Origin of the sequence: Variovorax monticola (genome assembly GCF_051216855.1) — a bacterium.
Taxonomy (GTDB): domain Bacteria; phylum Pseudomonadota; class Gammaproteobacteria; order Burkholderiales; family Burkholderiaceae_C; genus Variovorax.
In genome coordinates this window covers 188,675-202,973 of sequence record NZ_JBPJZP010000003.1, presented here as the reverse complement: position 1 = coordinate 202,973, position 14,299 = coordinate 188,675, and the positions used below count along the sequence as shown (strand labels likewise).

Annotated in this window: 13 protein-coding genes; 7 read left to right on the top strand and 6 right to left on the bottom strand. The window is 68.8% G+C overall.

The genetic code is table 11. The features are described 5' to 3' along the window. Positions 1-7 precede the first annotated feature (7 nt). Positions 8-874 carry a MurR/RpiR family transcriptional regulator gene (locus ACSFA5_RS12070; protein ID WP_435444270.1) on the bottom strand — a complete coding sequence of 289 codons (867 nt, stop codon included), beginning with the start codon at positions 872-874 and terminating at the stop codon, positions 8-10. Positions 875-1,000: 126 nt separating this feature from the next. Between ACSFA5_RS12070 and ACSFA5_RS12065 the strand changes: the two genes are divergently transcribed. From ACSFA5_RS12065 to ACSFA5_RS12055, 3 genes are read left to right on the top strand one after another with little or no spacing between them, the layout of a single operon-like run. Next, the gene (locus tag ACSFA5_RS12065; protein WP_435444269.1) at positions 1,001-2,335 is read left to right on the top strand and encodes an aspartate aminotransferase family protein; all 1,335 of its coding nucleotides are present in this window, start codon (positions 1,001-1,003) and stop codon (positions 2,333-2,335) included. 53 nt (positions 2,336-2,388) lie between these two features. Next, on the top strand, positions 2,389-3,303 hold the full coding sequence (locus tag ACSFA5_RS12060; protein ID WP_435444268.1) for a transporter substrate-binding domain-containing protein: 915 nt from the start codon (positions 2,389-2,391) through the stop codon (positions 3,301-3,303). 24 nt (positions 3,304-3,327) lie between these two features. Further along, the gene (locus ACSFA5_RS12055) at positions 3,328-3,969 is read left to right on the top strand and encodes an aspartate/glutamate racemase family protein (RefSeq protein WP_435444267.1); all 642 of its coding nucleotides are present in this window, start codon (positions 3,328-3,330) and stop codon (positions 3,967-3,969) included. A 27-nt stretch (positions 3,970-3,996) separates the two neighbouring features. On the opposite strand, the gene ACSFA5_RS12050 is transcribed toward ACSFA5_RS12055, so the two are convergent. After that, a complete protein-coding gene (locus tag ACSFA5_RS12050; protein WP_435444266.1) occupies positions 3,997-4,890 on the bottom strand; it encodes a hypothetical protein in 894 nt (297 codons plus the stop codon). A gap of 155 nt (positions 4,891-5,045) precedes the next feature. Here ACSFA5_RS12050 and ACSFA5_RS12045 point away from each other — a divergent pair, with 155 nt between their 5' ends. Continuing rightward, complete coding sequence (locus ACSFA5_RS12045) at positions 5,046-5,873, top strand: undecaprenyl-diphosphate phosphatase (RefSeq protein WP_093128436.1); 828 nt, start codon at positions 5,046-5,048, stop codon at positions 5,871-5,873. 40 nt (positions 5,874-5,913) lie between these two features. Here ACSFA5_RS12045 and ACSFA5_RS12040 read toward each other — a convergent pair whose 3' ends face one another. The 4 genes from ACSFA5_RS12040 to ACSFA5_RS12025 all read right to left on the bottom strand — a co-directional run bounded on the left by ACSFA5_RS12040 (position 5,914) and on the right by ACSFA5_RS12025 (position 10,618). Continuing rightward, a complete protein-coding gene (locus ACSFA5_RS12040) occupies positions 5,914-7,818 on the bottom strand; it encodes a sensor histidine kinase (protein WP_435444265.1) in 1,905 nt (634 codons plus the stop codon). Beyond that, positions 7,728-8,432 carry a response regulator transcription factor gene (locus ACSFA5_RS12035; protein ID WP_435444264.1) on the bottom strand — a complete coding sequence of 235 codons (705 nt, stop codon included), beginning with the start codon at positions 8,430-8,432 and terminating at the stop codon, positions 7,728-7,730. Before ACSFA5_RS12035 ends, ACSFA5_RS12040 begins: the two co-directional genes overlap by 91 nt. 99 nt (positions 8,433-8,531) lie before the next feature. Then, a complete protein-coding gene (locus ACSFA5_RS12030) occupies positions 8,532-9,143 on the bottom strand; it encodes a GNAT family N-acetyltransferase (RefSeq protein WP_435444263.1) in 612 nt (203 codons plus the stop codon). 56 nt (positions 9,144-9,199) lie between these two features. Continuing rightward, entirely contained in the window at positions 9,200-10,618 is a 1,419-nt protein-coding gene (locus tag ACSFA5_RS12025) for an aminotransferase-like domain-containing protein (RefSeq protein ID WP_435444262.1), read from the bottom strand. 201 nt (positions 10,619-10,819) lie between these two features. On the opposite strand from ACSFA5_RS12025, the gene ACSFA5_RS12020 reads away from it, so the two are divergent. Genes ACSFA5_RS12020 through ACSFA5_RS12010 form a run of 3 tightly spaced genes read left to right on the top strand, consistent with a single transcriptional unit; the run spans position 10,820 to position 14,291 of the window. After that, positions 10,820-12,442 (top strand): ABC transporter substrate-binding protein, encoded by a 1,623-nt coding sequence (locus ACSFA5_RS12020; RefSeq protein ID WP_435444261.1) that lies wholly within the window; start codon positions 10,820-10,822, stop codon positions 12,440-12,442. Between the two features lie 32 nt (positions 12,443-12,474). Beyond that, entirely contained in the window at positions 12,475-13,416 is a 942-nt protein-coding gene (locus ACSFA5_RS12015; RefSeq protein WP_435444260.1) for an ABC transporter permease, read from the top strand. Positions 13,417-13,418: 2 nt separating this feature from the next. Further along, positions 13,419-14,291 (top strand): ABC transporter permease, encoded by an 873-nt coding sequence (locus ACSFA5_RS12010; protein WP_435444259.1) that lies wholly within the window; start codon positions 13,419-13,421, stop codon positions 14,289-14,291. Positions 14,292-14,299 lie beyond the last annotated feature (8 nt).

The window sequence follows — 14,299 nt, the reverse complement described above, 5'->3', positions numbered from 1 at the left end:
ACAGCTTCTAGCCGCCGCGTGCCGGCGGCGGCGCCAGGTACGCGCCCGATTCGAACAACTGCGCCTCCGCCTGGTCGATGCGCCGCACCACCGGCTTGCCCGCGCGGCTGGCGAGCAGCTCGACCAGCGCTTCCGACAGCGCCACGCCGGCCGCCACCGACGGGAAGAACGAGGGGCTGTGGATGGTGAACAGCAGCGTCTCGTCGGCCAGCAGCGACAGCGGCGAGGTCAGGCTGTCGGTGATGGCCACGATGCGGCAACCGGCCGCCCTGGCCGCCTGCGCCACCTGCAGCGCTTCGCGCGAGTAAGGCGCAAAGCTCGCCACCACCAGCGCGTCGCCCTTGGCGAAGGCGCGCTGCTGCATCTCCAGCGAGCCGCCCTGGCCGTCGACCAGGTGCACGCTGCTGCGAAAGATGCGATAGACGTAGACGAATGAAAAGGCGATGGGGAAGCAGGCGCGGAATCCCGCGGCATGCACGGCCGGCGCCTTTTCGATGAGCGCGCAGGCCTTCTGCAGCGCCTGCTCGCTCTGCCGGTGCGTGGCCTCGAGGTTGCGGCGCTGCACCTCGAACATCTCCCCGGTCAGGCTCTGGTCCTTGGCGCGGCCGACGAGCTGCTTGGCGCGCCCGCCGTAGGTCTCGGTGCCCAGGCCCATGTCCGCGGCAAAGGCCTCTTTCAGCTGCGGCCAGCCCTCGAAGCCCAGGTGCTGCGCAAAGCGCACGAGGGTGGCGGGCGTGCTCTGCGAGCGCGTGCCCACGTTGCGCATCGAGCCGGTGACCACCTCGTTCGGATGGTCGAGCAGGTAGCGCGCCACCTGCTGCAGGGCGGGGCTGAGTTCGTTGAAACGCTGGCGGATCTGGTCTCTGGCGCCCATGACGGTGTCCCTCTTTGTCGGTCGTTGGAACAAATGTACCGGAGGGGGTTTCCTGGGGCAGTTGACGGAACAAATGTTCCAAACAATAATGCAACCGTAACGTTGGTTCCAATCCGCTAGAACACCATGACGCACGTCTTCCACCGCCATCTTCGCCAGACCCCGCCAGTTGCCGCCGGCTCCCACGGCATGTACATCCGCGACGCCGAGGGCCGCGAATACCTCGACGCCTCGGGCGGCGCGGCGGTGTCGTCCCTGGGCCATGCGCACCCCGAGGTGCTGGCCGCCATGCATGCGCAGCTCGACACGCTGGCCTACGCCCACACCAGCTTCTTCACCAGCGAGGTGGCCGAGCAACTGGCCGACGAGCTGATCGCCTTTGCGCCCGAGGGCATGAGCCATGTGTACCTGGTGAGCGGCGGCTCCGAGGCGGTGGAGTCGGCGCTGAAGATGGCGCGCCAGTACTTCGTTGAAATCGGCCAGCCGCAGCGCACCCACTTCATCGCGCGCCGCCAGAGCTACCACGGCAACACGCTGGGTGCGCTGGCGGTGGGCGGCAACGCCTGGCGGCGCGAGCCTTTCGCGCCCATCCTGGTGCCGGCCACGCACGTGTCGCCGTGCTATGCGTACCGCGAACGGCGCGAGGGCGAAAGCGACGGTCAGTACGGCCTGCGCCTGGCGGCCGAGCTGGAAGCGGCCATCCTCGCGCAGGGCGCCGACCGTGTGATCGCCTTCGTGGCCGAGACGGTCGGGGGCGCCACGGCCGGCGTGCTCGTGCCCGTGCCGGGCTACTTCAAGGCGGTGCGCGCGGTGTGCGACAAATACGGCGTGCTGCTGATCCTCGACGAGGTGATGTGCGGCATGGGCCGCACCGGCACGCTGCATGCCTGCGAGCAGGAGGGCGTGGTGCCCGACCTGGTCACTGTCGCCAAGGGCCTGGGCGGCGGCTACCAGCCGGTGGGCGCGGTGCTGGCGCAGGGCAAGATCGTCGATGCCATGTCCAGCGGCAGCGGCTTCTTCCAGCACGGTCATACCTACCTCGGCCACCCGATGGCCTGCGCCGCCGCGCTCGCGGTGCAGCAGGTGATTCGCCGCGACGGGCTGGTCGCCAAAGTGCGCGACGACGGCATCGCGTTCGGCGCGATGCTGCAGGCGGCGCTGGGCACGCACCCGCACGTGGGCGACATCCGCGGGCGCGGCTTCTTCTGGGGCCTGGAGCTGGTGGCCGACCGCGCGAGCAAGGCGCCGTTCGATCCGGCGCTGAAGTTGAACGCCGCCGTCAAGAAGGACGCCATGGCGCGCGGCCTGCTGTGCTACCCCTTCGGCGGCACGGTCGACGGGCGGCAGGGCGACCACGTGCTGCTGGCGCCGCCCTTCATCGCCACGCGGCAAGAGCTGCGGACCATCGCCGAGCGCCTGGCCGAATCGGTCGACACCGTGACGCGCGCGGCGGTGCGCTGAGCCCCTTTTCTCCTTTCGTTTTTTTCTTCAACCGTCGTTCCAAGGAGCGTTCCATGCCCAAGCCACGTCTGCCGTTTTCCTGCGGTGCCGCCGCGCTCGCGTTGGCCTTCGCCACCCTGTTGCCTTGCACCGCCGCGCAGGCGCAGGAGGGCGACACGCTCGCCAAGATCAAGGCCAGCGGCGCCATCACCTTCGGCTACCGCGAGTCGTCGTTCGGCTTCTCGTACCTTGACGGCAACCTCAAGCCCGTGGGCTACAGCATCGAGATCTGCAACCGCATCGTCGAGGCGGTGAAGACCGAGCTGAAGATGCCGGCCATCGACATCCGGTACCAGGCCGTCACCTCGGCCAACCGCATTCCGCTGGTGCAGAACGGCACGGTCGACATCGAATGCGGCTCCACCACCAACCTGGTCGAGCGGCAGAAGCAGGTGGCGTTCTCGCCGGACATCTTTCGCTACAACGTGCGCATGCTGGTGAAGGCCGATTCGGGCATCAAGGGCATTGCCGACCTGCAGGGCAAGACGGTGGCCACCACCACCGGCACCACGTCGTTCCGCCTGCTGCGCGAGGCCGACCGGGGCCGCAGCCTGGACGTGACCAACCTCGCGGGCAAGGACCACAGCGACTCGTTCCTGCTGGTGGAAAGCGGCCGTGCGCAGGCCTTCGTGCTCGACGACATTTTGCTGGCCGGGCAGCTTGCGAACGCGCGCAACCCGAAGGACTTCGTCATCACCGGCGAGAGCCTGCGTACCGAGAACCAGTCGCTCATGCTGCGCAAGGACGACCCGGCCTTCAAGGCGCTGGTCGACCGGGTGGTGTCGGGCATGATGAAGTCGGGCGAGATGGAAAGGCTGTACGCCAAGTGGTTCATGTCGCCCATTCCGCCCAAGGGCATCAACATCAACTACCCGCTGAATGCCGAGACGAAGGACGCGTTCGCCAACCCGTCGTCCAAGGGCATCTGAGGCGCATTCGAACCGCACGAACCCATGACCCGCATCGCCCTGATCCACGCGCTTTCGCACTCCGTCGCGCCCATCAACGAAGCCTTCGCGCGCGACTGGCCCGAGGCGCTGCGCATGAACCTGCTCGACGACAGTCTCTCCGCCGACCTGGCACGCGAAGGCAAGGGCCTGGACGCGGCCATGCACGAGCGCTTTGCGCGTCTTGCGCAGTACGCGGTCGACACGGGCGCGCAAGGCATTCTGTTCACCTGCTCGGCCTTCGGGCCGTGCATCGAGGCGGTGGCGCGCAGGCATGCGGGCATCGCGGTGCTCAAGCCCAACGAGGCCATGATCGACGAGGTGGCGCAAGGGCACGGCCGGCTCGGTCTCATCGCCACCTTCGCGCCCACGCTGGCGTCGATGCCGGGCGAGTTTGCGCAGGGCACGCCGCTCGAACTCGCGCTGGCCGAAGGCGCGCTCGACGCACTGAACGCCGGCGACACGCAGCGGCACGACGCGCTCATTGCCGCCCAGGCCGTGGTCCTGCGCGAACGCGGCTGCACGCGCCTTGCGCTGGCGCAGTTCAGCATGGCGCGCGCGCGTGCCGCGTGCGAGGCCGCGAGCGGATTGCCGGTGGCGACCACGGTCGACAGCGCGGTGCGTGCGCTGCGCCGCCGCGCCGGGTAGCGCGGTGGAGGGCAGGGCCGTGCAGGGTCAGGGCCCAGGCCAAGGCACGCGCGCGCTCTCGATGATGGAGAACAGCGCCGTGACCGCGATCTGCGCCGCGTCGCTGCGTCCCAACGGCCGGGTGAGCCCGGTCTCGCGGTCGGTGGCCTGCAGCCCCTGCGACAGGCGGCGGTAGATGTCGGCCGAGGGCAGCGTCGCAGAGTTGCCCAGCGCGTCGCAGTAGGTGCCGGTCAGCGCGGCGGTGAGCGCTTCGCTCTGCGCGTTCGACAGTTTCATGCCGTCGCCCGGAAAGACCGCAGCGATGCAGTGCATCAGGTAGGCCTGCGTTTCGAGCGAGAACGACTGCTGCCGCACATAGCACTCGACCGCCGCCCAGAACAGCGGCTCGGAGGTGCGGCGCCAGCCTTCCAGCACCTTGCGCGCCTTGGCCACCAGGTCGGCATGCGCATCGCCCGGCTCGCTCGGTCGCAAGGCCAGCCCCTGCAGGGTGAGCGACACGTCGGGCCCCGATGCGCCCAGGATGAAGCTCCAGAACTTCCAGCGGGCGTACCACTTCTTGTCGTGCGCCGGGTCCAGCGGCTCCAGCAGCCAGAAGTCGATGCTCTGCGCCGCGTCGCTGCGCTGGTCGGCCGTGTGGCCGTCGCCCAGGTCCAGCCGCGGCATGCCCGACTGCATCCGGTCGGCTGCGATGTGCCCCTGCGCCACGATGCCCGCGCTCGAACCCTCGCGGCCGATGTCGAGCAGGCGCTGCATCAGCAGGCGCAACTCGCTGCCCGACGCGCCGGTGGCCTGGGTCACGCGGCGCATCGACTCGCACTGCTCGCGCTCGATGTCCTGCGTGTTCTTGCGCCGGTCCTCGCAGTGGTCGTCGGCGGTCGAGACATGCTCTTCGAGCCCGTTGCCGGGGGTGAGGGTCTGCATGGGTGAAGCTCCTGCGGACCTCGGGTCCGGTTCATTTGTGACTATGTGTCAACCAAATGCGCAGGAACATCACCTGAACTGGGTATCCTGAGCGCGACCTGAACCTGACCTGACCATCCCGCTCGCCATAATTGCCGCTCTTTCAAGGAGTACGCGTGGACATCGTTTTGCTGGTCAAGGCCGCCATCATGGGCATCGTGGAGGGGCTGACCGAATTTCTTCCGATCTCGTCGACCGGCCATCTGATTCTTGCGGGCTCGCTGCTCGGCGGCTTCGGCGACGACCGGGGTAAGGTTTTCGAGATCGCCATCCAGACTGGCGCGATCTTCGCGGTGATCCTGGTGTACTGGCAGAAGATCCGCTCCACCGTGGTGGCGCTGCCCCGGCAGCCCAAGGCGCAGCGCCTGGCGCTGAACATCTTCATCGGCTTCCTGCCGGCGGTGGTGCTGGGCCTGCTGTTCGGCAAGGTCATCAAGGCGCACCTGTTCATTCCGACGGTGGTGGCGAGCACCTTCATCATCGGCGGCTTCATCATCCTGTGGGCCGAAAAGCGCCCGCCAGGTTCGGTGCGCGTCGAGCACGTGGACGACATGACGCCCTGGGACGCGCTCAAGGTCGGCCTGGTGCAGTGCTTCGCGATGATCCCGGGCACCAGCCGCAGCGGCTCGACCATCATCGGCGGCATGCTGCTGGGCCTGTCGCGCCAGGCGGCGACCGATTTCTCGTTCTTCCTGGCCATTCCCACGCTCATCGGCGCGGGCGTGTACAGCGTCTACAAGGAGCGCGCGGCGCTGTCGATGGCCGACCTGCCGCTGTTCGCGGTGGGCCTGGTGTTCTCGTTCATCAGCGCCTGGCTGTGCGTGCGCTGGCTGCTGCGCTACATCAGCAGCCACAGCTTCGTGCCCTTCGCCTGGTACCGCATCGCCTTCGGCATCGTGGTGCTGGCGACCGCATGGAGCGGCGTGGTGGTCTGGGCGGACTGAAGAAGAACCGAAGCGCAGGGCTGCGAGCGGCCCGCGCCCTCTAGGCGGCCAGCGGCATCCGCAGCGCCACCTGCGTCTCGCCGGGGCGCGACTGCAGTTGCAGCTCGGCGCCCAGCCGGCGCGCCCGCGCACGCAGGTTGCGCAGCCCGGCGCCGCCTGCCTGGTTGGTGTTTTCCACCGCGAAGCCGCGGCCGTCGTCGCGCACGCTGAGCCGGAGTTCCGCGCCGGCGCGCACCACGCTCACGTCCACGCGCCGGCTCGCGCTGTGCTTGAGCACATTGGTCAGCGCCTCCTGCAGGAAGCGCATCAGGTCCAGGCTCTGCGAAGGCGGCAGTTCGAGCGTGTCGATGTTCGCCACCTGCCAGCGGCAGTCGATTCCGTTGGCGTCCAGCAGCTGCGCGCTGCGGTGGCGCAACGGCGCCAGCAGTTCGCCCAGCGCGCGGGCGCCGTCGTCGCGGCCGGTGGCGTCGATGATCAGCCGCAGGTCGTCGCGCAGGCGCTTGAGCATGGCCAGCAGCTCCGGCGCGCTGAGGTTGTCAGGTGCGCGCTCCAGCGTGGCGATGCTGCCCACCAGCATGCCGCCCAGGCCGTCGTGCAGGTCGCTCACCAGGTTCACGCGCTCGCCGATGCGCGCATGCGCCAGCGCCAGCGCGTGTTGCTGGGCCAGCGTGGCGGCCAGCTCGGCCTTGGCGGCGTTCACCTCCTCGATGAGCTCGGTGTTGAAGTTCTCGATGCGCCGCAGGCTCTGCGCAAAGCGCGCGGCCTGCGTCAGCGCCATGCCCAGCAACAGCACGTACGACGACATGTTCGTGTAGTAGATGTTGCTGTCGATCACCTGCGTGAACACCAGCAGGTCGTGCGCGCCGGTGACGGCCGACAGCGCCATGAAGGGCGCGAGCGCGCGCAGCGGGCTGCCGCGACGGCGCCAGGCATGCACGATGGCCACGCTGTTGACCACGATGATCGTCAGCCCGCCCACCAGCGTCCACATCGCGCGATGCGCCATGAGGTCGGCCAGCGGCGCCGCCCAGAGGTCGGCCACGCCCGCGGCCGCCACCAGCAGCGCCACGCCTTCGAGGCGCGGCATGCGCCGCCCGGCATAGCGCAGCGCGAACACCAGGTAAGACAGGCTGAACACCAGCAGCAGCGAGGTGTTGAGCGCCTGCCAGCCGTGGTTGGATGCAAACGGCCAGGGGCTGGTCGCGATCTGGTTGTAGGCGAACAGCAGCCACAGCACCGACATCGCCGCGAACCAGCCGTAGGCCGTTTCGCGCCGGCGCAGCCACCACCACGCGGCGAAGAAGGCCGAGACTGCCGCGCTCACCGCCAGGCCCAGCACCTGCAGGTCGTGACGCAGCAGCCGCTCGCGGTCGAACACGGCCTGCGTGGCCGCCGGCGTGCCGAGTTCGACCGGCCCCAGCCCCGCCTGGTAGGCCGACAGGCCCGACACGCGCACCAGCAGCGTGTTGGTGCCGGCGCGCAGCAGCGGCGGCGCCAGCAGCCAGTGGCGCGGCGTGTTCCAGGCGCGCGTGAGGGGCTCCACCAGGCTGGCGTCGCGCGAAATGGGCGTGCCGTTGAGCGACACCTCGCCGGCCATGTTCAGGTAGTGCAGCAGCAGGCCGGTTTCGCGCACCTGTTCGGGCTGCGTCCAGGTCAGCCGGTACCAGACCACGCCGTCGAAGCCGGGCCAGCGCCCGGCCCAGCTGTCGGGCAGGGTGACCGGTGTCCAGCCTTCGGCGGGTGGCGCGGTGTCATGCCAGCCGGCACCGCGCACGGCCTCGACGCGCAGCGCCGGTTCGGCTCCGGCCTGCGCGAAAGCCGGGCCGGCTGCAAGAAAGAGAAGCAGCGCGCCGATCAGCGCAGCAAGCCATGCCGCCGCGCCTGGAACACCGCTTCGGTGCGCGAGTTGACGGCCAGCTTGCGGTAGATGTTCTTGGTGTGGCATTCGACGGTCAGCCTGGAAATCGACAGCATCTCGGCCATCTCTCGGTTGCTCAGGCCTTGCGACACGAGTTCGAGGATCTTGCGTTCGCGCGGTGTGAGCGCCGAGAGGAGTGCATCCCCGGGCGCCTCGGCCGACGCCGTCGCGGGCGCCGGCGTGGCCGCCACCCACGCGAGGATGCGCCGCGCGATGGTCGGGTCGATCGGTGCGCCGCCTTGCTCGATGCTGCGCAGCGCCATGGCCAGCTCCAGGTCGTCGCGCTCCTTCAGCAGGTAGCCGATGGCGCCCGCGCGCAGCGCCGCGAAGATGACTTCTTCCGTGCGCCAGGCCGAGATCACCACCGCCGGCACGCCCGGTTGGTGCGCCTGCAGCCAGCCGATGAGTTCCACGCCGCTGCCGTCGGGCAGGCCGATGTCCACCAGCGCCACGCTGTAGCGGTGGGCGCCGAGCAGTTGCTGTGCGCCGGCCACGCTGTCGGTCACCGCGATGTGCGCGTCGTCGCAGCCGAGCGTGGACAGCACATGGCGCAGGCGCTGCTGCATCTGCGGGTCGTCCTCGACGATGAGGGCGGGGCTCAGCGAGACGGGATCGGCGTCTTCAACGGGGAGAACGGACATGGGCGCAAGGGCTCCGGGCGGGTGGCGGACGGTGGCTGATTCTCCTGGATTGTTGCCAAGTATTGCTTTTTGTATCCTCGGCGCCTTGTTGCGCCCCGCTCAGGTCGGCTGAGGGGGCCGGCACATGATCAGGTATTCGGCGTGCGACACCGGCTCCCGGTGCGCGGCCTCGCTGCGAAAGCCCAGCCGCTCGTAGAACCCCACGCTGCGCGGCGTGAAGGTTTCCAGGAAACAGGGCACACCCGCCGCGTCGGCCTCGGCCAGCGTGGGCGCCAGCAGCCGCGCGCCCAGCCCGCGCCCTTGCGCGGCGGGCGCAATGCCCAAGATCGACAGGTACCACGCGTCCGCAGGCACCACGGCCGGCGCGCGCGCCGCCATGAAGTCGACGATGCGGCGGTAGTTGGCCAGGCCGCGCGGGCCCAGTGCGCCGGCGAGGAAGGCGCTTTTCGCAGTCGACTCGGCGGCGTCCACATCGTTCGCGCGCGGCAGCAGCCACGCCGCCGCGCCCAGTTCGGGGTCTTCGGTCGTCAGGCAGCGGCCGGTGCGCGCGGCCTCGCCCAGCGACCAGGCGAAGTACGCGGCGAGCATCGCCTTGCGCTGGTGCATGTCGTGCTCGAAATCGACGGAAATCGCCAGGTAGAACGGGTCGACGATCAGCGCGTCGGCCAGCGCGGGCGTGGAGAGCGACAGGGGCAGGGGTTCGGTCGGCATGCGGATCTTGGGGGCAGGGGCGGCCGCGCGATTCTAGGGAGCCGCTTTGCGTCGGCTCAGGCCTTGGCGCGCAGCCGCTTCGCCTCCTGCGCCAGAAAGCGGTACAGCTTCGGGTCGTCCGCATAGCCCACGTTGAAGCGCAGCCACGGTGTCGGCCGCAGGTCGGTGCGGAACAGGTCGCCCGGCGCCAGCAAAAAGCTCTCGGCAATGGCGCGTTGCGCCAGCGCGCGCATGTCGACGTCGTCGCGCTCGAAGCGCGCCCACACAAAGGGCCCGCCCGCCGGCCGCGTGAAGAGCTGCATGCCGGCGGCCTCCAGCTTGTCGCACACGGTGTGCTGCGCCGCCTGCAGCCGCCCGGCCAGCCGCGCCACATGGGCGCGGTAGCGGCCCTCCACCAGCACTTCGTGCAGCAGCCGTTCGGTCAGCTCCGAAGTGGTGAGGCTGTTGACCATCTTCTGAAGAATCATCTTCTCGGCGAACTCCTCGTTGCATGCCACGAAGCCCACGCGCAGGGCGGGCGACACCGTCTTGGAGAAGCTGCCGACATGAATCACCCGCTGCAGCCGGTCGAGGCTCGCGAGCGGCGTGGCCGCGCCGGGCGGCTCCAGCCCGGCCATCACGTCGTTGTCGACGATGTGAAAGTCCAGCTGCTCGGCCAGCCGCAGCATCTGGTAGGCCACCGCCGGCGTGCAGGGGCCGCCGGTGGGGTTGTGCAGGTTGGTGGTGGTGAAGAAGGCCTTGGCGCCGTGGCGCTGCGCCAGCGCCTGCAGCGCCGCCACGTCGGGCCCGTTCACCGTGCGCTCCACGCCCACCAGCTTCAGGTCGAGCGAACGCAGCATGGCGTACAGGTTGGTCGAGCCGGGCTCGTCGACCAGCACCACGTCGCGCGGCTGCAGCAGGCAGCGCGCCACCAGGTTCAGCGCCTGCGAGGCGCCGTGCGTCAGCACGATCTGGTGCGGCGCGGTCTCGATGCCCTGCTGCGCCAGCAGCGTCTGTATCTGCTGGCGCAGGGGCAGGTAGCCGTAGGGCGTGCCGTAGTTGGCCAGCCCGGCGGCCGACTTGCGCGACAGCGCGGCCAGCGCGCGCCGCACACCGTCTATATGCAGCATCTCTGGCGGGATCCAGCCGCAGCCCGCGTTCAGCAGCGTGCGGTCGTCTTCGTACACGTGCTTCAGCAGCCACAGCGAGTCGACCGAGGTGCGGCCCAGGAAGGGCTTGCGCCGCGTGGCCGCCGAGCGCTCGGCTTCGGCCACGTAGTAGCCGCTGGCGCGCCGCGCTTCCACATGGCCTTCGGCCACCAGGCGCTGGTAGGCGTTGGTGATGGTCATGGTGCTCACGCCGCAGTCGCCGGAGAGCGTGCGCACCGACGGCAGCCTGTCGCCGGGCTTCATTGCGCTGGAGGCAATCTGCGCGAGCAGCGCGTCGTAGACCTGGCGCACCAGCGGCGTGGGCAGTGAAGGGTTGACAGTGATCACGGCAAGGCGTGCACGCTTCGTGTGCACGAAAAAGCCCCAACACGGGGCCGAATACAAGGGAAGAGAGCGACTGTTCTACTACAGAAGAATTGAACTGTATATATGCATTTGACCTGACAGATGTCTCAATGGAGACCTCGCCGCCGCCAGCCCCTCGCAAGACCGGCATCGCGCTCCCCGTTCCATCTTTCAGGAAACCACATGCAACCGCAGCTCTTCTCGCCTTCGCCTGTCCGCCCGGCCAGTACCTTGTCGCGCCGCCTTGCCCGATGGGGCGCCGCCGCGCTGCTGGCCGGTGCGGTCATTGCGCCCGCGATGGCGCAGACCACCACGCTCAAGATCATTCCGAGCAGCAACATCACCGTGCTCGACCCGATCTGGACCACGGCCTACGTGACGCGCAACTTCGGGTACATGGTGTACGACACCCTGTTCGCCACCGACCTCGAAGGCCACATCAAGCCGCAGATGGTCGACAAGTGGAAGGTGTCGCCGGACAACAAGACCTGGACCTTCACGCTGCGCGACGGCCTGGAGTTTCATGACGGCAAGCCCGTCACCAGCGAGGACGTGGTCGCGTCCCTCAAGCGCTGGGCCAGCCGCGACACCTTCGGCGCGCAGCTGTCCAAGGTGACCGAGCGCTACGAGACGCCCGACGCCAGGACCTTCTCCATCGTGCTGAAGGAGCCCTTCGGCCTGGTGCTCGAGGCGCTGGGCAAGCCTTCTTCGAACGTGCCGTTCATCATGCCCAAGCGCATTGCCGACACCTCGGGCGACACGCAGATCAAGGAGTCGATCGGCTCCGGCCCCTACGTGTTCAAGGCCGACGAGTTCCGCCCCGGCGAGCGCGTGGTGTTCACCAGGAACACGCGCTACAAGCCGCGCGCCGAGGCCCCCTCGGGCACGGCCGGCGGCAAGAACGTGTACGTGGACCGCGTGGAGTGGCTCATCATCCGCGACGCGCAGACGCAGATGAATGCGCTGCTCAACGGCGAAGCCGACATCCTGGAGCAGCCGGCCTTCGAGCAGTACGCCACGCTGCGCACCAACCCCGACATCAAGCTGGTCGACGCGCAACCCGCGGGCAACCAGTTCATCCTGCGCTTCAACTTCCTGCAGCCGCCGTTCAACAACGAGAAGGTGCGCCACGCCGCCTTGCTGGCGCTGGGGCAAGAGGCTTTCTTGCGCACGCAGGTCGGCACGCCCGGCCTCACGCGCTACTGCAAGAGCATGTTCCCCTGCGGCACTTTGTTCGAGTCGGAGCAGACGGGTGACTACACCGGCGTGGCCAACCCGCAGAAGGCCAAGGCGCTGCTCGAAGAGGCCGGCTACAAGGGCGAGCCCGTGGTGCTGATGCGCCCGACCGACAACCCGACCATCGGCAAGCTGCCGCTGGTGGCCAAGCAGCAGCTGGAGCAGGCCGGCTTCAAGGTCGACATGCAGTCGATGGACTGGTCCACGCTGGTGGCCCGGCGCGCCAAGAAAGACGCGCCCTCGGCCGGCGGCTGGAGCGCGTTCATGACCTCGTGGACGGCCTCCGACATCCTCAACCCGATCACCATGGCCATGATGAACGCCACCGGCGACAAGGGCTGGTTCGGCTGGCAGACCGACGCCAGGCTGGAAGAAATCAAGGTCCAGTTCACCCAGGCCAAGACCGACGCCGAGAAGAAGAAGCTCGCGCAGGCCGCCCAGTTGCGCGCCTTCGAGACGGCCACGCACGTGCCCGTGGGCCAGTACAACCAGCCCGCCGCGCTGCGCAAGAACGTGAGCGGCCTGGTGCCGGCCGGCGCGCAGGTGTACTGGAACATCAAGAAGCAATAAGAAGAAAAAAGAAGAAAGAAGAGAGCCTGTCCATGCTGACCTTCCTCGGCAAGCGCCTGCTCGCCACCATTCCCGTGCTGCTGGTGGTGGCGGTGGCGATTTTCATGATCGTGCGCCTCACGCCCGGCGATCCGGCGGCCGTCATCGGCGGCAACAGCGCCACCAACGAAGACCTGGACCGCATCCGCGTGCAGCTCGGGCTCACCAGGCCGCTGTGGGAGCAGTTCGCGATCTGGGGCAACGGTGTGCTGCACGGCGACCTGGGCTTCTCGTTCTTCTTGAACAAGCCGGTGCTGGAGCTCATCGGCCAGCGCATGGAGCCCACGCTCTCGCTGGCCGGCGGCACGCTGCTGCTGGCGGTGGCCATCGCGTTGCCGCTGGGCACGCTGGCCGCGTGGCGCATGGGCGGCTGGCTCGACAAGGCCGTCATGGCCTTCTCGGTGGCCGGCTTCTCGGTGCCGGTGTTCGTGGTCGGCTATGTGCTGATCTACGTGCTGGCGATGAAGCTGCAGTGGTTTCCGGTGCAGGGCTACCGGCGCATCGGCGAGGGCGTGGGGCCGTGGCTCCACCAGTTGGTGCTGCCGTGCCTCACGCTGGCCATCACCTACGTGGCGCTGCTGTCGCGCGTGACGCGTGCCGCGGTGAGCGAGGCGCTGACCGAAGACTTCATTCGCACCGCGCGCGCCAAGGGCATCACCGAGCTCGAAGTGCTCAAGCACCACGCACTGCGCAACGCGGCGGTGCCGGTGGTCACGGTGATCGGCGTGAGCGCGGCGCTGCTGCTGGGCGGCGTGGTGGTCACCGAGACGGTGTTCGCCATTCCGGGCCTGGGCCAGCTCACGGTCGACGCGGTGCTGAACCGCGACTTTCCGGTGCTGCAGGGCGTGGTGCTGTTCTTTGCCGTGGTGTACGTCGCCGTCAACCTGCTGGTCGACGTGAGCTACCTGTTTCTGGACCCCCGCATCCGCTACTGATCATGACCACCGTTAAAAGACTCTGGCGCAACGCCGCCGTGCGTGGCGGCATCATCGTGCTGGTCGCGCTGGCGCTGCTGGGCGTGTTCGCGCCCTGGCTCGGCACCTTCGACCCTTCGGTGATGGACGCGAGCTTCATCTCGGTGGGCGCGGGCACCGCAGGCCAGGTGACGCTGCCCGACGGCGCGCAGTTCGCCCACACCTTCTGGATGGGCAGCGACAGCGTGGGGCGCGACGTGTGGAGCCGCGTGCTGTACGGCACCCGCATCTCGATGGCGGTGGGCCTGTTCACCGCTTTCGTCGCCATCGCCTTCGGCTGCCTGCTGGGCATGCTGGCGGGCTACTTTCGGGCGGTCGACGCCGTGCTGATGCGCGTGATGGACGGTGTGATGGCCATCCCCGCCGTGCTGCTGGCCATCACGCTGGTGGCGGTGCTGGGCGCCAGCCTGCCCACGGTGATCCTGGCCATCGCGGTGCCCGAGGTGCCGCGCGTCACACGACTGGTGCGCGCGCTGGTGATGAGCCTGCGCGACGAGCCCTTCGTGGAAGCGGCCCGCGCGCTGGCCACGCCCGACGCCACCATCTTGTGGCGCGACATTCTGCCCAACGCGCTGGCGCCGCTGATCGTGCAGGGCACCTTCATCGCGGCTTCCGCCGTGCTGACCGAGGCCATCCTGAGCTTCCTGGGCCTGGGCCTGCCGTCCGACGTGCCGACCTGGGGAAACATCATGGCCGAAGGGCGCGTGCAGTTCTCGCAGAGCCCGGGCAACGTGCTGTTCCCCGCGCTGTTCCTGGTGCCCACGGTGCTGGCCATCAACATGCTGGGGGACGGCCTGCGCGACGTGCTCGACCCCAAGTTTTCCAAACGCGTGTGAGGCGCAGA